General features: G+C 68.2%; 21 protein-coding genes. 14 read left to right on the top strand and 7 right to left on the bottom strand.

The features are described from left to right. Positions 1-15: 15 nt before the first annotated feature. Positions 16-831 carry an IclR family transcriptional regulator gene (locus ACSVDD_RS21675; RefSeq protein ID WP_448191475.1) on the top strand — a complete coding sequence of 272 codons (816 nt, stop codon included), beginning with the start codon at positions 16-18 and terminating at the stop codon, positions 829-831. 76 nt (positions 832-907) lie between these two features. Here the strand turns inward: ACSVDD_RS21675 and hyi are convergent, their stop codons facing one another. Further along, positions 908-1,705: a hydroxypyruvate isomerase gene (gene hyi / locus ACSVDD_RS21670; RefSeq protein WP_448191474.1), complete on the bottom strand. Its 798-nt coding sequence runs from the start codon at positions 1,703-1,705 to the stop codon at positions 908-910. Between the two features lie 29 nt (positions 1,706-1,734). Then, entirely contained in the window at positions 1,735-3,504 is a 1,770-nt protein-coding gene (gcl, locus tag ACSVDD_RS21665; protein WP_448191473.1) for a glyoxylate carboligase, read from the bottom strand. A gap of 317 nt (positions 3,505-3,821) precedes the next feature. Here gcl and ACSVDD_RS21660 point away from each other — a divergent pair, with 317 nt between their 5' ends. The 3 genes from ACSVDD_RS21660 to glxR all read left to right on the top strand — a co-directional run bounded on the left by ACSVDD_RS21660 (position 3,822) and on the right by glxR (position 6,555). Continuing rightward, positions 3,822-4,511: a GntR family transcriptional regulator gene (locus tag ACSVDD_RS21660; RefSeq protein WP_448191472.1), complete on the top strand. Its 690-nt coding sequence runs from the start codon at positions 3,822-3,824 to the stop codon at positions 4,509-4,511. Positions 4,512-4,678: 167 nt separating this feature from the next. Beyond that, a complete protein-coding gene (locus ACSVDD_RS21655) occupies positions 4,679-5,428 on the top strand; it encodes an NUDIX hydrolase (RefSeq protein WP_448191471.1) in 750 nt (249 codons plus the stop codon). Between the two features lie 119 nt (positions 5,429-5,547). Continuing rightward, positions 5,548-6,555 carry a 2-hydroxy-3-oxopropionate reductase gene (gene glxR, locus ACSVDD_RS21650; protein WP_448191470.1) on the top strand — a complete coding sequence of 336 codons (1,008 nt, stop codon included), beginning with the start codon at positions 5,548-5,550 and terminating at the stop codon, positions 6,553-6,555. A 33-nt stretch (positions 6,556-6,588) separates the two neighbouring features. Here the strand turns inward: glxR and ACSVDD_RS21645 are convergent, their stop codons facing one another. Then, positions 6,589-7,518 (bottom strand): histone deacetylase family protein, encoded by a 930-nt coding sequence (locus ACSVDD_RS21645; RefSeq protein ID WP_448191469.1) that lies wholly within the window; start codon positions 7,516-7,518, stop codon positions 6,589-6,591. Positions 7,519-7,604: 86 nt separating this feature from the next. Next, complete coding sequence (locus tag ACSVDD_RS21640) at positions 7,605-8,054, bottom strand: CBS domain-containing protein (RefSeq protein WP_448191468.1); 450 nt, start codon at positions 8,052-8,054, stop codon at positions 7,605-7,607. Positions 8,055-8,414: 360 nt separating this feature from the next. On the opposite strand from ACSVDD_RS21640, the gene ACSVDD_RS21635 reads away from it, so the two are divergent. After that, positions 8,415-8,621: a hypothetical protein gene (locus ACSVDD_RS21635; RefSeq protein WP_448191467.1), complete on the top strand. Its 207-nt coding sequence runs from the start codon at positions 8,415-8,417 to the stop codon at positions 8,619-8,621. Between the two features lie 80 nt (positions 8,622-8,701). On the opposite strand, the gene ACSVDD_RS21630 is transcribed toward ACSVDD_RS21635, so the two are convergent. Continuing rightward, positions 8,702-9,142 (bottom strand): GNAT family N-acetyltransferase, encoded by a 441-nt coding sequence (locus tag ACSVDD_RS21630; protein WP_448191466.1) that lies wholly within the window; start codon positions 9,140-9,142, stop codon positions 8,702-8,704. A gap of 466 nt (positions 9,143-9,608) precedes the next feature. Between ACSVDD_RS21630 and oxlT the strand changes: the two genes are divergently transcribed. Beyond that, positions 9,609-10,910, top strand: coding sequence for an oxalate/formate MFS antiporter (gene oxlT / locus ACSVDD_RS21625; RefSeq protein WP_448191465.1), 1,302 nt, complete (start codon positions 9,609-9,611; stop codon positions 10,908-10,910). Between the two features lie 93 nt (positions 10,911-11,003). On the opposite strand, the gene ACSVDD_RS21620 is transcribed toward oxlT, so the two are convergent. Further along, positions 11,004-11,957, bottom strand: a complete 954-nt coding sequence (locus ACSVDD_RS21620) for a ferritin family protein (protein ID WP_448191464.1) — start codon at positions 11,955-11,957, stop codon at positions 11,004-11,006. Positions 11,958-12,141: 184 nt separating this feature from the next. Between ACSVDD_RS21620 and ACSVDD_RS21615 the strand changes: the two genes are divergently transcribed. The 7 genes from ACSVDD_RS21615 to ACSVDD_RS21585 are packed head-to-tail and all read left to right on the top strand — an operon-like array spanning position 12,142 to position 20,890. After that, complete coding sequence (locus tag ACSVDD_RS21615) at positions 12,142-14,391, top strand: 4Fe-4S binding protein (RefSeq protein ID WP_448191463.1); 2,250 nt, start codon at positions 12,142-12,144, stop codon at positions 14,389-14,391. Positions 14,392-14,393: 2 nt separating this feature from the next. Continuing rightward, positions 14,394-16,346 (top strand): TAT-dependent nitrous-oxide reductase, encoded by a 1,953-nt coding sequence (gene nosZ, locus ACSVDD_RS21610; RefSeq protein WP_448191462.1) that lies wholly within the window; start codon positions 14,394-14,396, stop codon positions 16,344-16,346. Positions 16,347-16,349: 3 nt separating this feature from the next. Then, on the top strand, positions 16,350-17,630 hold the full coding sequence (locus ACSVDD_RS21605; protein ID WP_448191461.1) for a nitrous oxide reductase family maturation protein NosD: 1,281 nt from the start codon (positions 16,350-16,352) through the stop codon (positions 17,628-17,630). Beyond that, complete coding sequence (locus ACSVDD_RS21600; protein WP_448191460.1) at positions 17,617-18,561, top strand: ABC transporter ATP-binding protein; 945 nt, start codon at positions 17,617-17,619, stop codon at positions 18,559-18,561. Before ACSVDD_RS21605 ends, ACSVDD_RS21600 begins: the two co-directional genes overlap by 14 nt. Further along, positions 18,558-19,391 carry an ABC transporter permease gene (locus ACSVDD_RS21595; protein ID WP_448191459.1) on the top strand — a complete coding sequence of 278 codons (834 nt, stop codon included), beginning with the start codon at positions 18,558-18,560 and terminating at the stop codon, positions 19,389-19,391. Before ACSVDD_RS21600 ends, ACSVDD_RS21595 begins: the two co-directional genes overlap by 4 nt. Beyond that, a complete protein-coding gene (locus ACSVDD_RS21590) occupies positions 19,391-19,912 on the top strand; it encodes a nitrous oxide reductase accessory protein NosL (protein WP_448191458.1) in 522 nt (173 codons plus the stop codon). Before ACSVDD_RS21595 ends, ACSVDD_RS21590 begins: the two co-directional genes overlap by 1 nt. Before the next feature lie 3 nt (positions 19,913-19,915). Then, a complete protein-coding gene (locus tag ACSVDD_RS21585; RefSeq protein ID WP_448191457.1) occupies positions 19,916-20,890 on the top strand; it encodes an FAD:protein FMN transferase in 975 nt (324 codons plus the stop codon). 28 nt (positions 20,891-20,918) lie between these two features. Here ACSVDD_RS21585 and ACSVDD_RS21580 read toward each other — a convergent pair whose 3' ends face one another. After that, complete coding sequence (locus tag ACSVDD_RS21580) at positions 20,919-21,479, bottom strand: NADPH-dependent FMN reductase (protein ID WP_448191456.1); 561 nt, start codon at positions 21,477-21,479, stop codon at positions 20,919-20,921. Between the two features lie 192 nt (positions 21,480-21,671). Here ACSVDD_RS21580 and ACSVDD_RS21575 point away from each other — a divergent pair, with 192 nt between their 5' ends. After that, complete coding sequence (locus ACSVDD_RS21575) at positions 21,672-23,078, top strand: aminotransferase-like domain-containing protein (protein WP_448191455.1); 1,407 nt, start codon at positions 21,672-21,674, stop codon at positions 23,076-23,078. Positions 23,079-23,321 lie beyond the last annotated feature (243 nt).

Below are 23,321 nucleotides of genomic sequence, written 5' to 3'. Positions count from 1 at the left end.
ATCAAGAGTAGGGACATGCAAAAGCACACCATGGCGTCCGCCGATCCGGCGGACCGCGCGGTCAAGGGGCAGGTGGTCCAGTCGCTGACCCGCGCGCTCAACCTCCTGACCATCCTCGGCGGCGCCGACGCGCCGATGAGCCTGACCCATCTGGCGGGGGCCGCATCTCTGTCGCCGTCCACCACGCACCGCCTGCTCACCACCTTGCAGCAGGAGCACTACGTCCGCTTCGACCAGGGCGCGCGCGGTTGGGCGGTGGGGGTGCAGGCCTACATGACCGGCGTCAACTTCCTGAGGACCCGCAGCCTGCTCGACGTCGCCCGGCCGCGCATGCGCCGGCTGATGGAGGAGGCGTGCGAGACCGTCAACCTTGCCGTCGAGGAAAACGGCGAGGCCGTCTACCTCGCGCGCGTCGGCGGGCCGCGGGTGGCCCACGCCGTCCTGCCGCCGGCCGAACGGACGCTGCTGCATTGCTCGGCCGTGGGCAAGGCGCTGCTCTCCGGGATGCCCGAGGGGCGGGTCCACAGCATCCTCCAGCAGCGCGGCATGCGGCAGTTCACCCGCAGCACGGTGTCGTCGCTGCCGGCGATGCGCGAGGAGCTGGTCCGCACCCGCAGCCGCGGCTATGCCATCGACCAGGAGGAGCGGGTGTCCGGCATGCGCTGCGTGGCGGCGCCGATCTACGACGAGAACGGCCGGATAATCGGCGCCCTGTCGCTGTCGGGCACCACCCGTCGGATCGAAGACGGGCGGGTCTGTGCTCTTGGCGAAATGGTCAAGCGCACGGCTTGCGCCGTTACCATGGAGATCGGCGGCCGGCTTCCGGTTTGATCGAGAGCGCCGGCTTTGGCGCGGCGGGCGCCACCTCGGCGGATGGCGCCCGCTGGCGGTACGCGCGCCGCCTCGCTCAAGCGACCGAGGAGAGCGCGGACCGGTAAGGGTGCAGCCAGGACAGGCCCTCGCTGGTGTCGCCCGCCGGCTTGTACTCGCAGCCGACCCAGCCGTGGTAACCGATCCGGTCGAGTGCCGCGAAGACGAACGGATAGTTGATCTCGCCGGAGCCCGGTTCGTTGCGGCCGGGATTGTCGGCGACCTGGATGTGGGCGATCGTCGGCAGCAGCCGCTCGATCGTCGGCACCAGATCGCCCTCCATGATCTGCATGTGGTAGACGTCGTACTGGATGAACAGGTTGTCGGAGCCGACGGCCTCCAGCAGCCACTCGGCCTGGGCTGATGTGGTCAGGTGGAAGCCGGGGATGTCGCGTGTGTTGACCGGCTCGAGCAGCAGGCGGATGCCGGCCTCCCTCAGCTTGGCCGCGGCGGAGGACAGATTGTCCACCAGCGTGCGTTCCACGGTGTCCGGCCGCACACCCTGCGGCGTCTTGCCGACCAGACAGTTGACCTGCCGGCATTGCAGCGCGGTGGCGTATTCGATGGCCTTGCCGACGCCGTCCTGGAACTCGCCGACGCGGTCGGGCAGGCAGGCGATACCGCGCTCACCGGCATCCCAATCGCCGGCCGGAAGGTTGTGCAGCACCTGCACCAGACGGTAGCGCTCCAGCCGATCGGCCAGGGCTTCCTTCTCGAAGGCGTAGGGGAACAGGTACTCGACACCGGTGAAGCCGTCCTTGGCGGCGGCCGCGAAACGGTCGAGGAAATTGCGCTCGGTGTAGAGCATCGTCAGGTTGGCGGCGAACCTCGGCATGTGTCGTCCTCCCTTTTCTTGGTTGCCGCTCAGGCGTTGACCAGTTGCGGCGCTTCGGCCGGGAGATCGAGGGTTTCCTCGAACTCGGTGATGTTGTTGATTTCCGTGCCCATGGCGATGTTGGTGACGCGCTCCAGGATGACCTCGACGACCACCGGCACCTGGAACTCGTCCATCCACGCCTGCGCCTGGGAGAAGGCCGCGGCCAGATTGTCCGGCTCGGTAACGCGGATCGCCTTGCAACCCAGGCCTTCCGCCACCGCCACATGGTCGACGCCGTAAGTGCCCAGCCCCGGCGCGTTGATGTTCTCGAAGCTCAGCTGCACCTGGAAATCCATCTGGAAGGCACGTTGCGCCTGCCGGATCAGGCCGAGATAGGAGTTGTTCACCAGGACATGGATGTATGGCAGTTTGAACTGCGCACCCACCGCCAGCTCCTCGATGAGGAATTGGAAGTCGTAGTCGCCCGACAGCGCCACGATCTTGCGTTTGGGATCGGCCGCCCGCACGCCCAGCGCGGCCGGCAACGTCCAGCCCAACGGACCGGCCTGGCCGCAGTTGATCCAGTGCCGCGGCTTGTAGACGTGCAGGAACTGCGCACCGGCGATCTGCGACAGGCCGATGGTGCTGACGTAGCAGACGTCCTTGCCGAAGGCCGCGTTCATCTCCTGGTACACGCGCTGCGGCTTTATCGGTTTGTTCCCGAAGTCGGAGCGGCGCAGCATGGAGCGCTTACGCTCCTGGCAGGACCGCACCCAGGCGCTACGGTCCTTGAGCTTGCCGGCGTCCTTCCACTCCCGCGCCACGGTGGTGAACAGCTCCAGCGCCGCGCCGGCATCGGAGACGATGCCGAAGTCCGGCATGAAGACGCGTCCGATCTGGGTGGGCTCGATGTCCACGTGCACGAATGTGCGGCCCTTGGTGTAGACATCCGTCGAGCCGGTGTGCCGGTTGGCCCAGCGGTTGCCGACACCCAGCACGAAGTCGGATTCCAGCATCGTCGCGTTGCCGTAGCGGTGCGCCGTCTGCAACCCGACCATGCCGGCCATCAGCGGGTGGTCGTCGGGGATGGTGCCCCAGCCCATCAGGGTCGGGATGACGGGCACGCCCGTTAGTTCGGCGAATTCGACCAGCGCGTCGCTGGCGTCGGCGTTGATGATGCCGCCGCCGGCGACGATCAACGGCCGCACGGCCGCGTTCAGCATCGCCAGCGCCTTTTCCACCTGGGCGCGGGTCGCCCGCGGCTTGTAGGCGGGCAGGGGTTGGTAGGTGTCGGGATCGAACTCGATCTCGGCCATCTGGACGTCCAGTGGCAGGTCGATCAGCACCGGCCCCGGCCGGCCGGAGCGCATGATGTGGAAAGCCTGCTGGACGGTGTAGGGGACCTGCGCCGGCTCGCGCACGGTGACCGCCCATTTGGTCACCGGTTTGGCGATGGATTCGATGTCCACGGCCTGGAAATCCTCCTTGTACAGACGCGCGCGCGGCGCCTGGCCGGTGAGGCAGAGGATCGGGACCGAGTCCGCCGACGCCGAGTACAGGCCGGTGATCATGTCGGTGCCGGCCGGGCCGGAGGTGCCGACGCACACGCCGATGTTGCCGGGTGCGGCGCGGGTGTAGCCATCCGCCATGTGCGAGGCGCCCTCGACGTGGCGGGCCAGCACATGCCCGATGCGGCCATTCCTTTGCAGCGCAGCGTAGAACGGGTTGATGGCCGCACCGGGAACGCCGAAGCACACGGTGACGCCTTCCTTCCCGAGCACGTGCACCGCCGCCTCGATCGCCATCATCCTTGCCATGGCCCGGTCTCCTCCCTTGTTGATTGCCTTTGCCGATTGATTGCCTTGGCCTGCCGGGGAACTTCACCCCGGTCGCAGCGGTTCGGCAAACGGATGCGGGAAGCTTTCCGCACTGTGGAAAGCGGTCCGAAAGAGGGGGGCGCTTTCGGCCGTTCGAAGGGGCAGGGGGATGCCGGTCAGGGTGCTGCGCGTTGCCGCAGGAGCACCCCCTTCCCCATGTTCGTCCTGGACTTTTTCGCGTATTGAATGCACTTGGTATGCGGCATACCTAGGGCTTATGCCCTGCCGACGCCCGGCCCGATGAGAGAAGTGACGCCATGACCTTTCCATCGCTCAACGTGCAGCCGCTCGACACCGGCACGACGTTCCGCAACCAAGTCTATCACGCACTGAAACATGCCATCACCGAGATGGACATCTACGACCATGCCAAGGAGATCCGGCTGGACGAGCGCCAGCTCAGCGACCGGCTGGGCGTCAGCCGCACGCCGATCCGCGAGGCGCTGACCCTGCTGGAACAGGAGGGCTTCATCCGCCTTCAGCCGCGCCGGGGCGTGTTCGTCGTCCGCAAGACCAAGGCCGAGATCATCGAGATGATCCAGGTCTGGGCGGCGCTGGAGAGCATGGCGGCACGGCTGGCCGCCGAGAACGCCAAGGACGAGGACATCCGCACGCTGTGGGATCTGTTCCGCAAATTCGAGCAGCGCAGCCCGATGGAGAACGTCAACGAATATTCCGACGCCAACATCGCGTTCCACAAGAACATCATCGCGCTGGGCGGCTCGACGCTGATCCAGGAGATGACCGACAACCTCTTCATCCACATGCGGGCGATCCGCAAGCTGACGATCGGGCAGGACAACCGCGCCGAACGGTCGATCCACGACCACAAGGAAATCATCAAGGCGCTGGAGCGGCGCGACGCCGATCTGGCCGAGCGCCTTGTCCGCGAACACACCCTGGGTCTGGCCGCGCACGTCGAGAAGCACTGCGACTTCCTGCTGTGATCGTCGGCGGCGGCTCAGGCGTTCCCTGGCATGGGGTCGCGGGCCGCCACCGCGCCTGCCGGGGGGTGGCGGTTCCGGCATGCGGAAAAGTGCCGCCCCGGGTTTGACGGCGCGGTGCGGGTGAGGCCATCTGTGGCGGATCTCGGGATTTTCTGCACGGCTGCCGCATGACGGTCATCGTCGAGCCACGCCCCGCCGCTTCGGTCATCCTGCTGCGCGACGGTGCGCAGGGGCTGGAGCTGTTCATGATCGAGCGCAACGCCGGCCTGCGCTTCGCCGCCGGGGCCACGGTGTTTCCCGGCGGCTGCGTCGATTCCGGCGACCACGCGGCCGAGTGGGAGCGTGTGTGCCGCGCCTCGCCCCCCGATCTGCCGCACCGCATCGCTGCCATCCGCGAGACCTTCGAGGAGTGCGGAGTCCTGCTGGCGCGCGGTGCCGAAAGCCAGACGCTGCTGGACCACGCCCCGACGGCTGAGACGGCCGACTTCGCCACCATGGTCCGGGCCGCCAAAGTGGAATTGGCGACCGACGCGCTGGTGCCGTTTGCCCGCTGGGTGACGCCGGAGTTGGTGCGGCGGCGCTTCGACACGCTGTTCTTCCTCGCCCCGGCGCCCGCCGGGCAGCGGGCATCGGTGGACGGCGGCGAGGCGGTGGCGGGGCTGTGGAGCACGCCCCGGGCGGTGCTGGCGGCGGCGGAGGCCGGGCGGCTGCGTCTGATATTCGCCACGCGCCTCAACCTGATGCGTCTGGCCGCCTGTGCGACGGTGGCGGAGGCGGTGGCGGAGGCCGGCCGGCGACCGTGGCTGCCAATCCTGCCGCGTCTGGTGGAAACCGCGGCCGGGCCGGTTTTCCGCATTCCCGAGGGGGTTGGCTACAGCCCGACGGAGTTCGCCGCCGATCAGGTGCGGCTGGGCTGACGGGGTGCTTTCCACAATGCGGAAAGCGTTTTCGGATGTGTTGCGGCCGGAGTGTACGGCGACCACGCTTGGGCGCGGCAGCCGGAGCACGCGGCAGCCGATCCGTCAGGGAGGGATGCATGAACGTAGGATTCATTGGGCTGGGGATCATGGGCCGGCCGATGGTCGGGCACCTGCTCGACGCCGGGCACACGCTCTATGTGCACGACCTTCACCCGGCCCCCGACGATTTGCTCGACAAGGGCGCCACCCCGTGCCGCTCCGGCCGCGCCGTGGCCCAGAAGGCCGAGGTGATCATCACGATGGTCCCCGACACCCCGCACGTCGCCGCCGCCCTGTTCGGCCCGGACGGCGTCGCCGAGGGCCTGACTGCCGGCAAGATCGTGGTGGACATGAGCTCCATCTCGCCCATCGAGACCAAGGACTTCGCCCGCCGCATCAACGAACTGGGATGCGATTACCTGGATGCGCCGGTGTCGGGCGGCGAGGTCGGCGCCAAGGCCGCCTCGCTCACCATCATGGCCGGCGGACCGGACAAGGCGTTCGAGACCGTCAAGCCGCTGTTCGAGCTGATGGGCAAGAACATCACGCTGGTCGGCGGCAACGGCGACGGCCAGACCACCAAGGTCGCCAACCAGATCATCGTCGCGCTCACCATCGAGGCGGTCGGCGAGGCGCTGCTGTTCGCCTCCAAGGCCGGGGCGGACCCGGCCAGGGTGCGGCAGGCGCTGATGGGCGGCTTCGCCTCCTCGCGCATCCTGGAGCTGCACGGCGACCGCATGGTCAAGCGCGCCTTCGATCCGGGCTTCCGCATCGAACTGCACCAGAAGGACCTCAATCTGGCACTGTCGGGGGCGCGGGCGCTCGGCCTGTCGCTGCCCAACACGGCGACCTGCCAGGAGCTGTTCAACGCCTGCGCCGCCCACGGCGGCAAGGCGTGGGACCATTCCGCCATGGTCTGCGCGCTGGAACTCATGGCCAACCACCGGATCGGCCAAGGGTACGAAGGGCGGCACGAAGGGCGGTCGGCGCCGGTGAAGGCGGAGCCGGCGGCACAACCGCAGGAGGACATCAAGAGCCTGGGCTATGTGATGCGCCTGATGGAGGGAGCGTCCGAGAAGGAATGAGGTTCGAGCGGAGCCGCCGGAGGCGGCGGCTCTTCACGCCTGCATGAGGGCGCGGAGGTGGAGGGCGCAGCCTTCGGCGAGCCCGGTGGGATCGTAGCCACCCTCCAGCACCGAGACCATCCGTCCGCCGCAATGCCGGTCGGCGAGCCGGGCGAGCCGGCGCGTCGCCCACTCGAAGTCGGCGCCGGTCAGCTGGAGTTGCGCCAGCGGGTCGCGCGCGTGCGCGTCGAACCCCGCCGAGATCAGCAGAAGCTCCGGCGCGAAGGCGTCGACCGCCGGCAGCACCTCGACTTCCATGGCCCGGCGGAATTCGGCCGAGCCGGCGAACGGGGGCAGGGGGGCGTTGACTATGTTGCCGGCGACGCCATGCTCGTCCCGCCGGCCGGTGCCGGGGTAAAGCGGCGACTGGTGCGTCGAGGCGAAGAACAGGTCCGGATCGCCGGCGAACATCGCCTGCGTGCCGTTGCCATGGTGCACGTCGAAATCCACCACCGCCACGCGCGTCAGGCCGTGCGCGGCGCGGGCGTGCGCGGCGCCGACGGCGATGTTGTTGAAAACGCAGAAGCCCATGGCGCGGGCCGGCTCGGCGTGGTGGCCGCAGGGGCGGACCGCGCAGAACGCGTTCGCCGCTTCGCCGCCGAGCACGGCGTCGGCGGCGGCGCAGACGGCGCCCGCTGCGCGCAGCACCGCGTCGCGCGATCCAGGTGAAACCACCGTGTCGGCGTCGAGGCGCACGTACCCCGTGGCCGGGATTGCCGCCAGCACCGCCTCCACATAGGCGCGGTCGTGCACGCGGGCGAGTTGCTCGACGGTCGCCTCCGGCGCTTCACGGCGTTCGAGGGGGCGGAACGCCTCGTGGTCGAGCACTCGCCAGACGACGGCGATCCGCTCCGGGCCTTCCGGGTGTCCGGGGCCCGCGTCGTGATTCAGGAAATCGGGGTGGGTGAAGATCAGCGTCGTCATGGCATCTCCCATCCGGATCCAATCCGGCGGGCCCAATCCGGGAGGCACGCCGGACGCGTGCCCCCCAAGGAATCGGCGATGGGAATTCAATGGGCGTAGAGGGGAGCCGCCACCTCACCCGGCCGTTCGAGCGCCACGAACTCGTCGCGTTGCAGGCGGGTGAAGTCGCGGGCGCTGACCACGCCGATGAGCGTACCGTCGTCGAGCACCGGAAGGTGCCGGATGTGATGCTGCTCCATGAGCTGGAGGACATGGCCGAGGCCGTCCGTCGGCGCACAGGTCACCGGGTTGCGGCTCATCAGCATCGACACCGGCTGGCGCAGGATTGCCGTCCCCTTGTCGAGCAGCGCGTAGACGATGTCCCGTTCCGAGAGCACGCCGGCCAGCGCGTTGCCTTCCGTGCGGCAGACGTCCTTGACCACCAGGGAGCTGATGTTCTCCGACTTCATCAGCCGGATCGCCTCCTCGATCGTCGACACCGACCGGACCGTGACGACCCGGGACTCCTTGTTGCGCAGAATGTGCTCGACCCTCATGACCTGCCCTCCTTCGGAAACAGCGGCCGTTTGGTCGGCGCTCCAACTCGGGCGATCCAGCATCCCCGCCGCGCCCCGCACGCCTCCACGGCTACGCAGGTCTACTGGTATACCAAATACCGTATGGCGGTCAAACAGTTTCATAAACGGATGATTTACGCATTGGGGGTAGCGTACGCCCGGACGCTTCGCCCTGCGGCGCCATATCACCGCTATGTCACATTGTCGGTCTTGTCGGCGGTGCAGCATGCATCCCGTACATGGCTGGCATCTGGTATACAAAACACCTTGCATTTTTGTCTTACGTCGGGCATAAAGATCCCAGCAGCAAGCAGCAACCCACTCGATACGGAGAACGTCATGTTGGAAATCCTGGCTCTCGCCCTTGTGCTGTCGGTGTTCGGCGGTGTCGTCAGCCACATCCTGGCGCAGCAGTTCGGCGCCATGGGCACGACCGCCGGCCTGTCCGCCACTTGGACGCCGGCCAACCGGCTGCGCCGCATCCACGTCGTCGCCGAGGACAATGTTCCGGGACCGACCTGGGCCAGCTTCCCGCGCGCGTTCTGATATCCTGCGGCGCTTGCTTTCAACGACAAAGGCCCGGCGGAGTGCGATTCCGCCGGGCCTTTTCGTTGGTGCTCATACGTTCAACCGAGCGGCAGCACGAGCTGGAACGCTTTGATCGTCATCCGCTTGCGATGGTAGAAGCGGTGGGCGTCGCCGCGCTGCACGCCGCAGATGATCTCCATCTGGGCGCAGCCGCGCGCGCCTGCTTCCGCCGCCAGCCAGTCGAAAAGCCTGTCGCCGAGGCCGTACGAGCGGTGCTTTGCCGAGGTGACCAGATCCTCGACATACATATAGCGGCCGCGCGACAGCGTCTCATGAACGCGGAAGCCGCCACAGCCGGCGACCTCGCCGTCGATTCTCAGGACGGCCAGCTGATAGCCGTCGTCCATCTGCCGGCGGACCTGGTCGCGATAGCCCGCCAAGTCGGTCAAGTGCGTGCGGAGTTCCCGAACGATGGAAAAGCTCGCCGCGATGTCGGCGTCGGTGCGCGCCAGCGTGATTTCGATCGTTTTCTCGTCCATTCCCGGTTTCCCTCCTTCCAAAGATAACGCCAAGCCGGATTTGTCGGTGATGCGTGGTGGTATTCCGTATGCCACGCGGGCGCTCTGCGCAAGCGATCTGAAGGAGGGCGCTGGTGCGGGTCGGGCTGGGTTCGGCGGCTCGTCGCGGGCTGCGGCTCAGGCTCGATAAGAGGTTGTTGGCCGTGAGGACAGCGGTTCTTCAACCGGGTCCTAACCCTAAATAGATGGCCCCATCAACAATCTGCACAACAAATAACCAGTTGCGTGGCGTTTGGCATCTGGTATACCTTATTTTAAATCATCAATTCGGCGGCGCCCGACGTGCCGCCGCACGATCCGTGGACAGGCCGGGAAGCGGCCCCAACTGCGCAGGCAACGGCACACGGGTGTGACCGACCTCAGCAGCAAAAAGCCAAAAGCGACAACTGACTCGCCAGAAAGCTCGCTCCAGAGGAGGAAGAGAGAAATGCACGAGGTGCAAGCGGGAGGAAACCGAGGACCACTCGGCGGACGTTGGATGCAGTTGGTCATTGGCATCATATGCATGTCGATGATCGCCAACCTGCAATATGGCTGGACTCTGTTCGTTACCCCAATCGACGCAAAGTACCATTGGGGCCGTGCGGCCATTCAGGTCGCCTTTACCATCTTCGTGGTCACCGAAACCTGGCTGGTGCCGGTCGAGGGCTGGTTCGTCGACAAGTTCGGGCCGCGCATCGTCGTACTCGTCGGCGGCGTGCTGTGCGCCCTCGCCTGGGTCATCAACTCAATGGCGGATTCGCTGGCGCTGCTGTATCTCGGCGCGGCGCTGGGCGGCATCGGCGCTGGCGGCGTGTACGGCACCTGCGTTGGCAACGCGCTGAAGTGGTTCCCCGATCGCCGCGGCCTTGCCGCCGGCCTGACCGCCGCCGGCTTCGGCGCCGGCTCGGCGCTCACCGTCGTGCCGATTGCCAACATGATCAAGGCGTCCGGCTATCAGGCGACGTTCTTCACCTTCGGCCTCGGCCAGGGGCTGATCGTCTTCCTGCTGGCGTGGTTCCTCGCCCAGCCCAAAGCCGGGCAGGTGCCGGCGGTGAAAGCGCCGCTGGTCGCTCAGAGCCGCGAGAACCTCACCCCGGTGCAGATGGTCAAGACGCCGGTGTTCTGGGTGATGTACGTGATGTTCGTCATGGTCGCCGCCGGGGGCCTGATGGCCACTGCCCAGCTTGGCCCCATTGCCAAGGACTTCCATCTCGATGGCGTGCCGGTCAGCATCATGGGCCTGACCCTGCCGGCGCTCACCTTCGCGCTGTCCATCGACCGCGTGCTCAACGGCCTCACCCGCCCGTTCTTCGGCTGGGTCTCCGATCACATCGGCCGCGAGAACACCATGTTCATCGCCTTCGGCCTGGAAGCGGCGGGCATCCTGGCGCTCAATCATTGGGGCCACAACCCGGTGGCGTTCGTCATTCTTACCGGCGTGGTCTTCTTCGCCTGGGGCGAGATCTACAGCCTGTTCCCCGCCTGCTGCGGCGACACGTTCGGCTCCAAGTTCGCCACTACCAACGCCGGCCTGCTGTACACGGCCAAGGGCACGGCATCGCTGGTGGTTCCGTTCGCCAACGTGGCAGTGGCCTCGACGGGAAGCTGGCAAGCCGTCTTCTTCTTCGCCGCCGCGGTCAACGCCATCGCCGCCATTCTCGCGCTGTTCGTGCTCAAGCCGATGCGGGCCAAGCAGATGGTCACCACGGAACAGCCCCCCAAATTCGCGGCCGAACCCGCCAACTGAGCCGCAAAGCCGCACGGATGAGCCACACGGATGTCGGGCCGGACGCCCTCCGATCCGGCATTCTTGCGTGTGCGTGCGGTCGCACGCGCCCGATCAGCCCTCATCGGGCTCGGGCATCAGCGAGCGGACAAGGGCCAGCCGGCCCATGGCCTGTTCGGCGAGACGCTGCGCCTCGTCCAGCACCCGCGGGTCGGTCGCGCGATCCGCGGTTTCCAGATAGGTGTTCACCACCTCCTCGGCGTTGCGCAGCGACAGACGCAACGCCCCCCCGGTGGTCAGCGCGCCGGCGTGCAGCAGCCCGGCGGCGCGCGCACCCTCGGCGGCGGCGCTGCCGGGCAGGGCTTCGCCGGTGGGCGGTCCATCTCCCGCGGCGCGGCGGTGCGCCTCCGCCGCGGCGTGCCGTACGAGACCGGCCGCCTCGGGGTAGCCGCCGGCCTCCAGCGTCGCCGCCACCGCCTCGTCCACCTCCGCCGACACACGCTCCAGTCCGAAGGCCAGCGCCCGCAGCTCCTCTGGCGAGCCCGGAACGCCGCGCTGCCGCGCCGGCCGGGCGGCGTGGTAGGCGCGACGGCGCCAGTCGCGCAGCAGCGCCACATGGTTCAGCTCTTCCCGCGCCAGGGACTCCGCCCGGCGCCGGACCTCGCCACTGTCCGCCATGGCGGAGACGTAGGTGTAGAAGGCGAAGGCCCGCTCCTCGTTGCGCACGGCGATGGCCAGCGCCTCGAACGGGCTCAGAACATGGGCGGCGGCGCCATCGGCATCGTCGCCGAAGGTTTCCGGCAGCCGCCAAGCGAAGCGCGCGGGCTCCGGCCGCCGCAGCCCGTCGCGCGCCGCCCAGCGGGCGATGCCCTCCTCGTGCTCGTGCTCCAGGGTGGCCAGGTCGCGAAAAAGCGTGGCGAGCGCCGGCTCGTCCCGCCGCTCCATGGCGGCTGCCAGCTGCTCATAACGAAGCGCGGCGTCGTGTTCCATCCCGGTGGCGAGGTCCATCAGCTCGTCCACCGTGCGGATCGGACCGATGGGGAAGTCCGGGTTGATCGTCTCGTTCATCGGGCGTCCTTTCCCAGCGCTCGCACTGCTGAGTCTTATGCGCCGCGGGGAAGCATTTCACACGACCATTGGAGGTAATCCCGAAGGTGCCTTGGCAAGGGCGGGGGTACCCATGTTCTGTTTGGAGCCGCAACCCAGTTACCTAAGCACTTGAATTAATAATCATCAACACCGGAGGGGGATTATGCGCGATCGTGTTGCCGCATTGTTCGTCCTCACGGCAACGCTGTGCTTATGTTTGATATTTATCAATTATGAGGCGCGAGCGCAGGATCGCAGCAACCTTGCCCAATTCCTGGGGCAGTTGAACGTCGGCGACGTGTTTCCGAACGCCGCACGCCTCGGCCCGGTGGAGGGCACCCCGCCGGCGGCCGGCGCCTACGACGCGCAGAACCGTTTGCTGGGCTACGTCTTCATGAACTCCGACGTGGTCAACGCCACCGGCTATTCGGGCAAGCCGATCCACGTGGCTGTCGGGATGGACAGCACCGGCACCATCGTCGGGGCCAAACTGGTGAAACACTCCGAGCCCATCGTGCTGATCGGCATCCCCGAGAAGCGGGTGGCGGACTTCATCAAGGGCTATGTCGGGTTCAATCCGCTGCGGGCCGCCTCGACCCGTGACCGGCCGCAGGTGGACATCGTCAGCGGCGCTACCGTCAGCGTGCTGGTGATCGGCGACACGATGGTGCGCGGCGTTGTCAAGCTGGCCCGCGCCCGCGGCCTCGGCCCCTACGCCACGACACCCGGCGCGACGGCGCCGGTGGCCGCGCAACGCACCATCGCCATGGACCGTGCGGGCACCCGGACGTGGGAGGAGCTGCTCGGGGACGGCTCAGTGCGGCGGCTGCACATGACGGTCGGCGACGTGAACGCGGCGTTCGAGCGCACCGGCGACCAGCGCGCCATCGAGCGGCCGGAGCGGGGAGCCCCGGACGACACCTTCATCGACCTCTACACCACCCAGGCCAGCGTGCCGGTGATCGGCCGTTCGCTGCTGGGCGAGCAGGGTTACGCGCAACTGCGCGGCCGGCTGGAGGAGGGGCAGGGCGCCATCCTGGTGATGGCGAACGGGCGTTATTCCTTCCGCGGCTCGGGCTTCGTGCGCGGCGGCATCTTCGATCGGATCGAGCTGTTGCAGGAGGCGAATTCCGTCCGCTTCCGCGACCACGACTACGAGCGCATCGGCGATCTGGCGCCGCCGGATGCGCCGCGCTTCGCCGAGATCGGCCTGTTCGTCATTCCCAAGGGCGCCGATTTCACGCCCGTCGCGCCGTGGCGCCTGCAACTGCTCGTGCAGCGGCAGGTGGGTGCCCTGGACCGGGCCTTCGTCACCGTCGAGTTGCCCTACCAGCTTCCCGAACAGCACCTGACGGCACCGCCGCCGCCACCCCCGCCGCCGCCGGTACCCGTGACCGCCGCCGCTCCGCCGGCCGCGACCGCCGCCGACCTGGAGGCGGAGGCCGAGGAGTCCGGGCAGGACGCGCTGTGGCAGCGCATCTGGCGGGACCGCGGCGTCGACATCGCCATCCTGTGCGTGGGGCTGACGGTGCTGACGGGGATCTTCTTCTTCCAGAACCAGCTCACCCAACGGCCGCGCCTGACGTGGTGGGTGCGCACGCTGTTCTTGGCGTGGACGCTCTTGTGGCTCGGCTGGTGGGCGAACGCGCAGCTCTCGGTCGTCAACATCCTGACCGTGGCCAACGCGCTGGTGACCAACTTCAGCTGGTCCTACTTCCTGATGGACCCGATGCTGTTCGTCCTGTGGGCGGCGGTGGCGGCGGCGCTGCTGTTCTGGGGGCGCGGCGCCTTCTGCGGCTGGCTGTGCCCGTTCGGCGCCTTGCAGGAATTCGCCAACATGGCGGCCCGCAAACTCAAGGTCCCGCAGCTGAACCTGCCCTGGGGCCTCAACGAGCGGCTGTGGCCCATCAAGTACATGGTTTTCCTGGGGCTGTTCGGCGTCTCGCTGCACTCGCTGGCGCAGGCCGAGATGCTGTCCGAGGAGGAGCCGTTCAAGACCGCCATCATCCTGAAGTTCGACCGCGACTGGCCGTTCCTGTTGTACGTCGGCGTGTTGCTGTTCGCCGGGCTGTTCGTCGAGCGCTTCTATTGCCGCTACCTGTGCCCGCTGGGCGCGGCGCTGGCGATCCCCGCGCGCATCCGCATGTTCGAGTGGCTAAAGCGGCACAAGGAGTGCGGCTCGCCCTGCCAGCGCTGCGCCGTCGAGTGCCCGGTCCAGTGCATCCACCCCGAGGGCAACATCAACCCCAACGAGTGCATCACCTGCATGCACTGCCAGACCCTCTATTGGGACGAGCACCGCTGCCCGCACATGATCCAGCGGCGCCTCAAGCGTGAACGCGCCCTGGCCATGAAGCCGACGTTGCCGCCACGCCTCGCCCAGCCGCCACCAACAAGCACAGGAGGAGCATAGCCATGTCGAAGCCCGACAACACCAACGGACGCGTCACGCGCCGCGAGCTGCTCGGCGGGTCGGCGAAGCTGGCGACGCTGGCGGGGCTGGCCGGAGCCGGCGTGGCCGGCGGCGGCTTGGCGCTGCACAAGGGGGCTCCCGAGGCGCAGGCGGCGACCGTCGCACCGGCCGGCGGCGCGCGGGGCGGCCTGAGCGCCGACATTCAACCCGGCCAGCTCGACGAGTACTACGTGCTGTTCTCCAGCGGCCAGTGTGGCGAGCTGCGCCTGTACGGCCTGCCGTCCATGCGCGAGATCATGCGCATTCCGGTGTTCAACCGCGACAGCGCCACCGGCTGGGGCCAAACCAACGAAAGCCTGCGCGTGCTGACCCAGGACCTGTTGCCCGACACCAAAGAGTTCCTGAAGAGCCGCGGCGGCACCTACCAGAACGGCGACCTGCACCACCCGCACATGACCTTCACCGACGGCACCTACGATGGCCGCTACATCATCGCCAACGACAAGGCCAACACGCGGGTCTGCCGCATCCGCACCGACATCATGAAGTGCGACAAGATCATCGAGGTGCCGAACGCCCACGACATCCACGGCCTGCGCCTGCAAAAGTACCCGAAGACCGGCTACATCTTCGCCAACGGCGAGCACGAGGCGCCGCTGCCCAACGACGGCAAAATCCTCGACGATCCGTCGAAGTACCTCGCCCTGTTCTCCGCCATCGACGTCGACACCATGAAGGTGGCGTGGCAGGTCATCGTCGACGGCAACCTCGACAACGTGGATGCCGACTACCAGGGCAAATACTGCTTCTCGACCTGCTACAACTCCGAGATGGGCGTGACCTCGGCGGAGATGACGTCGAAGGAGCAGGACTGGGTCGTCGTCTTCAACATCAAGCGCATCGAAGACGCGGTGAAGGCCGGTCAGGCGCAGATGATGAACGGCGTGCCGGTGGTCATGGGCCGGCACGGCTCGCCCTTCACGCGCTACATCCCGATCTCGAACAGCCCGCACGGCATCAACACCGCGCCCGACCAGCGCCACGTCGTCATCAACGGCAAGCTGTCGCCGACCGTGTCGGTGATGGACGTGACCAAGCTGGATGCCCTGTTCGATGACAAGATCCAGCCGCGCGACGTCATCGTCGCCGAGCCGCAGCTCGGCCTTGGCCCGCTGCACACTGCGTTTGACGGGCGAGGCAACGCCTACACCACGCTGTTCATCGACAGCCAGGTGGTGAAGTGGAACATCGACAAGGCGATCCGCGCCTATAAGGGCGAGAAGGTCGATCCCATCATCCAGAAGCTCGATGTCCACTACCAGCCCGGTCACAACCACACCTCCATGGGCCAGACCAAGGAAGCGGACGGCAAGTGGCTGCTGTCGCTGAACAAGTTCTCCAAGGACCGCTTCCTCAACGCGGGGCCGCTGAAGCCGGAGAACGACCAGCTCATCGACATCTCGGGCGACGAGATGAAGCTGGTGCACGACAGCCCGTCCTTCGCCGAACCGCACGACGCCACCATCATCCATCGTTCGAAGATCAACCCCAGGCAGGTCTGGGACCGCAACGACCCGCTGTGGGAGGACGCCCGGCGCTGGGCGGCGGAGGACGGGGTCAAGCTGGAGGAGGCGTCCGGCATCTACCGCAAGGGCGGCAAGGTGCGCGTCTACATGTACACGATGGCGCCCAACTTCAGCCTGGAGAAGTTCCAGGTGAAGCAGGGGGAGGAGGTGACGGTCATCATCACCAACCTCGACGACGTGGAGGATCTGAGCCACGGCTTCTGCATTTCGAACTACGGCGTCAGCTTCGAGATCGGGCCGCAGGCGACCGCATCGGTGACGTTCGTCGCCGACCGGCCGGGTGTGCACTGGTTCTATTGCACGTGGTTCTGCCACGCCCTGCACATGGAGATGCGCGGGCGCATGCTGGTCGAACCGCGCTCGGTGTAGGCGATGCGGAGGCTGGGCTTTGCCGCGGCCATGGGGCTCGCCGCTGTCCTTTCATCGGGGGCGGCGGCGGGAACCATCGAGGTCGAGCCCGGCGAGGGGCTGGCGCAGGCCATCGCCGCCGCCGCCCCCGGCGACGTGCTGCGCCTGAAGCCCGGCACCCATCCCGGCCCCGTGGTGGTGGATAAACCGCTCATCATCGAGGGGCTGCCGGGCGCGGTGGTGGACGGCCGGGGGCAGGGGAGCACCATCAAGGTGACGGCCCCCGACGTCACCGTCCGCAGGCTGGAGATCCGCAACTCCGGCCTGGACCTGGAGGCGCAGAATTCCGGAATCTTCCTCGACAAGACGGCGACCGGGGCCGTGGTCGAACTCAACCGGGTCGAGGACAATCTGATCGGCGTCTACGTCTGGGGGGCCGCCAATTCCGCGGTCCGGCGCAACACCATCGTCGGGCGCAAGGACATCCGCGTGAACCAGCGCGGCAACGGCGTGCAGGTGTGGAACGCCCCCGGCGCCAAGATCATCGACAACGACATCAGCTTCGGCCGCGACGGCATCTTCACCACGTCGAGCAAGCGCAACGTCTTCTCCGGCAACCGCTTCACCGATGTGCGCTTCGCCATCCACTACATGTACACCAACGACAGCGAGATCAGCCGCAACGCCTCCTACGGCAACGACGTGGGCTATGCGCTGATGTACTCGTCGCGTCTGGTGGTGCGCGACAACTTGTCGGAAGGCGACCATCACCACGGGCTCATGTTCAACTACGCCAACGAGTCCGTGGTCGAGCGCAACGTCGTCCGCCGGGGCGGCGACAAGTGCGTCTTCATCTACAACGCCAACAAGAACCGCATCGCCGACAACTGGTTCGAGGGCTGCGAGATCGGCGTCCACTTCACCGCCGGTTCGGAGCGCAACCGCATCACCGGCAACGCCTTCGTCCAGAACCGCACGCAGGTGAAGTACGTCGGCACCCGCGACCTCGACTGGTCGGAGGGCGGGCGCGGCAACTACTGGAGCGACAACCCGGCCTTCGACCTGAACGGCGACGGCTTGGCCGACGTCGCCTACCGGCCGAACGACGTGGTGGACCGCGTGGTGTGGTCGGTGCCGCTGGCCAAGCTGCTGCTGAACAGCCCGGCCGTGCAGGTGGTGCGCTGGGCGCAGTCGCAGTTCCCCGCCATCACCCCCGGTGGGGTGGTGGACTCCGCCCCGCTGATGCGCCCGCCCGAGCTGCGGCCCGGCTGGCGCAAGGAGGACCTTGTCCGTGAGGGAAGCTGACGCCGCGGTCGTTCTCGACGGGCTGACCAAGCGCTACGGCGACCGCACCGTGGTGCGAGCGGTGAGCTTCGGCCTCGCGGCTGGCGAGCGGCTGGCGCTGCTCGGCCACAACGGGGCCGGCAAGACGACCATCATGAAGATGATGTTGGGCCTCGTGCGACCGGACGGCGGCCGGGTGCGCGTGCTCGGCCGCGACCCCGCCGAAGCCGCCGCCGACGTGCGCCTTTCCCTCGGCTTCCTGCCGGAGAACGTCGCCTTCCACGAGGCGATGACCGGTTGGGAGACGCTGCGCTTCTACGCCCGGCTGAAGCGGCGCCCGGCCGGGGAGTGCCGCGCGCTCCTCGCCCGCGTCGGGCTGGAGGAGGCGGCCAAGCGGCGCGTCGGCACCTATTCCAAGGGCATGCGCCAGCGCCTCGGGCTGGCGCAGGCGCTGCTGGGCTCGCCCCGCCTGTTGCTGCTCGACGAGCCGACCACCGGCCTCGACCCCGAACTGCGGCAGAGCGTCTACACGATCATCGCCGAGCTGAAGGCGCAGGGCACGGCGGTGCTGCTGTCCTCGCACCTGCTGACCGAACTGGAGGAGCGCACCGACCGCATCGCCATCATGAACATGGGCCGGCTGGTCGGGCTGGGCACGCTGGGCGAGCTGCGCGAACAGGCCGGCCTGCCGATCCGCTTCCGCCTGAGAGTGGTCAACGGCAACGCCTCGGTGGTGGCCGAGCGCTTCGGCGCGCTGGTGTTGGAGCGCGTTCCCGGCGAGTTGGGCCTCGCCTGCCCGCCGCGCGACAAGATGGACGTGCTGCGCGCCATCGCCGGGCTCGGCACCCTGGTGGACGACGTGGAGGTGGTGCCGCCCAGCCTCGACGACGTCTACGCCAGCTTCACCGGCCGCCATCTCGCTGACGATCTCGCCGGGGAGGCCACGGCATGAGCACCGTCCTGACCATCGCGGGCAAGGAGGTGCGCGACGGCCTGCGCAACCGCTGGGTCCTGGCGACCACGCTGCTGATGGCGGCGCTGGCGCTGGGCCTCGCCTTCCTGGGCGCGGCGCCCACGGGAAGCAACGTCGCCGCGTCGCGTCTTGCGGTCACCGTGGTCAGCCTCGCCAGCCTGACGATCTTCCTGGTGCCGCTGATCGCGCTGCTGCTGTCCTTCGACGCGCTGGTCGGCGAGATCGAACGCGGCACCATGCTGCTTCTGCTGTCCTATCCCGTGGCCCGGTGGGAGATCGTCGCCGGCAAGTTCCTCGGCCACACCGCGCTGATCGCCATCGCCACCACCATCGGCTACGGCGTGGCTGCGGTGGCCGTCGGCTACGCCACGCCGGGGTCGGGAACGGAGGACTGGAAGGCCATGGGGGCGCTCATAGCCTCCTCCATCCTGCTGGGCGCGGTGTTCCTGTCCATAGGCTATCTGCTGAGCAGCCTTGTGCGCGAGCGCGCGACGGCGGCCGGGCTCGCCATCGCGGTGTGGCTGGTCTTCGTGCTGCTGTACGACCTCGGCCTGCTCGGCTACCTCGCCGCCACCGAGGGCAAGGGCCTGTCGGCCGAGCAGTTCGGCTGGCTGCTGCTGCTCAACCCGGCCGACGCGTTCCGCCTGTTCAACCTGACCGGCGTGGAGGAGGTCCGGCAGTTCTCCGGCATGGCCGGCGTGAGCCGGCAGGCGGCGGTCGGCCCGGCGGCGCTGATGGGCGCGCTCTTGGCCTGGATCCTGGTGCCGCTGGTGCTCGCCCAACTCGTCTTCCACCGGAGGCAACTCTGATGCGCGTGCTCGCGTTGTTGCTCGTCCTGGCGCTCGCGGCCTGCGGCGAGGAGAAGACCGGCGCGCCGCCGCCCCCGGCGGAGATGACCCGCGACGCCATCGGGCATTACGACCAGATGGCGGTGCTCGACCACGCCGGGCCGAAGGGGCAGATCTTCGTCAAGGGCCGCGACAAGCCGTTCTGGTTCTCCTCGGTGCGCGACACCATCGCCTTCACGCTGCTGCCGGAGGAGCCGAAGGACATCCGCGCCATCTACGTGCAGGACATCGGCCGTGCGCAGAGCTGGCAGGATCCCGGCCCGCAGAGCTGGACCGACGCGCGCACCGCGCTCTACGTCGTCGGCAGCCGGCGCATGGGCGGCATGGGGCAGCCGGAGGCCGTGCCGTTTTCCGCCCGCGACGCCGCCGAGGCGTTCACCCGAGACAACGGCGGCCAGATCGTCGCCTTCGCGGACATCCCGCGCGACTACATCCTCGGAGACGCGCCGCAGGGGCATTCCGGGCATTCGCAAGGACAGTGAGCCATGCTGACCCGCCGCCGCTTCCTCACCGTCACCGCCGCCGCGGCCGGCTTCGCGGCCGTTCCCCAAGCCCGCGCCGCCGCGTCGCCGGTCGAGTGGCGCGGCACGGCGCTCGGTGCCGAGGCCTTGCTGCGCCTGCACCACCCGGACACGGCGCTGGCATGGCGGCTGATCGCCGACTGCTTGGCCGAGGTGGAGCGGCTGGAGGGAATCTTCAGCCTGTATCGGCCGGACTCGGCGCTGTCCCGGCTGAACCGCGATGGCGCCCTGGAGGCGCCGCCACTGGACCTCGTGATCCTGCTGACCGAGGCCAAGCGGTACGGTGAGCTGACCCGCGGCGCCTTCGACGTCACCGTGCAGCCGTTGTGGGACCTCCACGCCCGCCACTTCGCCGCCCCGAACGCCGATCCCGACGGACCGCCGGAGGCCGCGGTCGCCGCGGTCCGTGCGCTCGTGGACCACCATCGCATCAACGTCGCCCCCGACCGCGTCGCCTTCGACCGGCCGGGCATGGCGGTGACGCTGAACGGCATCGCCCAGGGTTACATCACCGACCGCATCGCCGAGCGCCTGCGCTCCGCCGGCCTGGAGCATGTGTTGGTCCATCTGGGCGAAACGCGGGCGCTGGGTCCGGCGGAGGATGGCCGGCCCTGGCGCGTCGGCATCGCCGATCCGGCAGCCCCCAAGCGGGCCCTCTTCCGATCCATCGATCTGGTGGATGGGGCGATCGCCACCTCGGGCGGGTACGGGACGCGCTTCAGCGCGCACTGCCATCACCTGTTCGATCCGGCGACTGGCCGCAGTGCCAACCATGTGGAGGCCGTCACCGTCATGGCGCCGACCGCGACGGCTGCGGACGCGCTGTCCACGGCGTTGGCGGTGCTGCGCCCGAGTGAAGCCCCGGCCCTGCTCGCCGTAAGCGGAGGAGCGCGGGCGCTGCTGCTGGCACGGGATGGGGTGCGCTCCTTCGGCATGTGATGCACCGATGCAGCCAAAGGCCGGGCCTTTACTTGCCTTTGGAACTGACGAACGCCGCGAATCCCTGGAGGAAGCCCCGCAGTTGCTCGGCGATCTTCGGATCGGAAATGCTGCCATCCTCGCCGAGGATCGTGTTCGCCCGTGAGACCAGCAGGCGGCCTTCGCTCCACAGTTCGGCTCCCAGCGTGCGCAGGACCGGGAGCCAGGCGTTCTGGCTGAGGATGGTGCCGAAGCCGCCGGGCGAGGCACCCATCAACGCGACGGGCTTTCCGCCGAAGACCCGCTTGATGTCGGCGGGCGGGCGGGACAGCCAGTCGATGGCGTTCTTGAACACGCCGGGGATCGAGTTGTTGTATTCCGGCGTGACGAGCAGCAGCCCATCGGCGGCGGCGATGGCGTCCTTCAGGTCCGTCACCGGCTTTGGAATCCCCTCGGCGGCTTCCAGGTCGCCGTCGTAGAGCGGGATGCCGCGAATGCTGCCGACCGTCAGCGTCGCGCCGTCCGGCATCGATCCGGCGGCGGCTTTGAGCAGGGCCGTGTTGAACGAGCCCCGGCGCAGACTGCCTGACAATCCGATCAGCGTGGTCATGTGGCCCTCCTATCCTTATGCGGTCGTCCCTGGGAATCCTGTCGCCCTCGGCAATATGGTTCGCTCAAGCGTTCTTCAAACCTGCCGCGGCGGGTGCGCCCGCGCCGGGTTGGATTGCAGGCATTGCGGTCCATACAAAGGATGTGCCATTCTTCCTGAGTTGGTTGCCCGTGGCCGCTGGCAGGGAAGAACATGCAGTCGGAGCAAGTCGCCTGGGTCCCCGAGATCGCGGATCGCAGGAAGCCTGTCTACCTCGCCATTGCCGACGCCATCGCCGAGGATGTCCGCTCCGGCCGTCTGGCGCCGGGCCAGCGCCTGCCGCCGCAACGCCAATTAGCGGAGTGGATCGGGCTCGATTTCACCACGGTGAGCCGGGCGTACGGCGAGGCGCGCCGGCGCGGGCTGCTGGACGCGCATGTCGGGCAGGGGACCTTCGTGCGCCCGTCCGCATCCGCACCGGTGCCGCGGACCGCGCTGGCTGGGGCGGGGTTCGTCGACATGACGATGAACCAGCCGCCGTTGCCCGAGGCGCCCGAGTTGCTGGAGCGGCTGCGGCGGGGCATGGAGGCCGTCGTCTCAGCCCTCGGCATGAACGACATCCTGCGCTACCCCGAAGCGGGCGACACGGCGGAGGATCGCGCGGCCGGAGCCCACTGGCTGCGCCGACGGCTGCCGAACACGCCGGTCGAGCGCATCGTGGTCTCGCCGGGAACGCAGGGCTCCCTGCTGGCGCTGCTGAGCGCGCTGGCCCGGCCCGGCGATGCGGTCTGCGCGGAGGCCCTGACCTATCCCGGCTTCAAGGCGGTCGCCGCGCAACTCGGCCTCAAGGTCGTCGGCGTGCCCATGGATGCCGATGGGGTCGATGCCGGCGCGCTGCGGAAAGCCTTCGCGGAGCATCGGCCGAAGGCGTTCTACTGCATGCCGACGCTCCACAACCCGACCACCGCGATCATGCCGCTGGAGCGGCGGCAGGCGGTCGTGGCGGCGGCGCGCGACAGCGGCGTTCCCATCATCGAGGACGACATCTACGGAACCCTGCCCGAGGGCGCGCCGCCGCCGCTGGCGGCACTCGCTCCGGAGATCACCTATTGCATCGCCGGACTTGCGAAATGCGTGTCGCCGACGGTGCGCATCGCCTACGTCGTGGCTCCGGACGCCCGGCACGCCATGCGGCTGGTGGCGGCGCAGCGGGCCACCACGCTCATGGCTTCGCCCTTGACCGCCGCCATCGCCCGGCAATGGATCATCGACGGCACGGCCGAGGCGGTCCAGGACGGCGTCCGCGCCGAGGCCATGGCGCGCCGCGCCCTGGCGGAGTCCATCCTTCCCGCCGGAAGCTTCCAGACGAAGCGCGAGGCGTTCCACCTCTGGCTGAGCCTTCCGGACACCTGGACGCGTGGCGAGTTCGCCACCCACCTGCGCACGCGCGGCATCGCCGCCGTGGTCAGCGACACTTTCGCGGTCACGCACGCCGCCCCGCCGGAAGCCCTGAGGATCTGCCTGGGCGCGCCGGCCGACCGGGAGGAGACCCGCCGCATCCTCGACATCCTCGCCGAGGCGCTCGACCAGTTTCCCGCCTCCGCGGCGGTGATCATCTGAGCGTGCCATAGCGGACGCCGGACGCCACCGCGGTCCGTTGCCGTCGCGCCGCAGCGCCAATCCAGACAAGTGTGCCGACCTGATCCGTCGCCGGGCGCTGCCGGGCGGCGTTTTCGCGCGTCGTTCCGTCGCGGTGGTGCTTGTGCAATCCACTCAATGGCGCTTGCCAGAGGCCGCGTGTCGACATACAATTGCAAAATGTATGGAGGTAATGTGGCGTTCCTGGTCTGCTTTCCATACAAA

The organism is Azospirillum terrae (genome assembly GCF_053470425.1).
The sequence above is the reverse complement of the archived record's forward strand: the minus strand, read 5'-3'. Positions and strand labels throughout refer to the sequence as shown.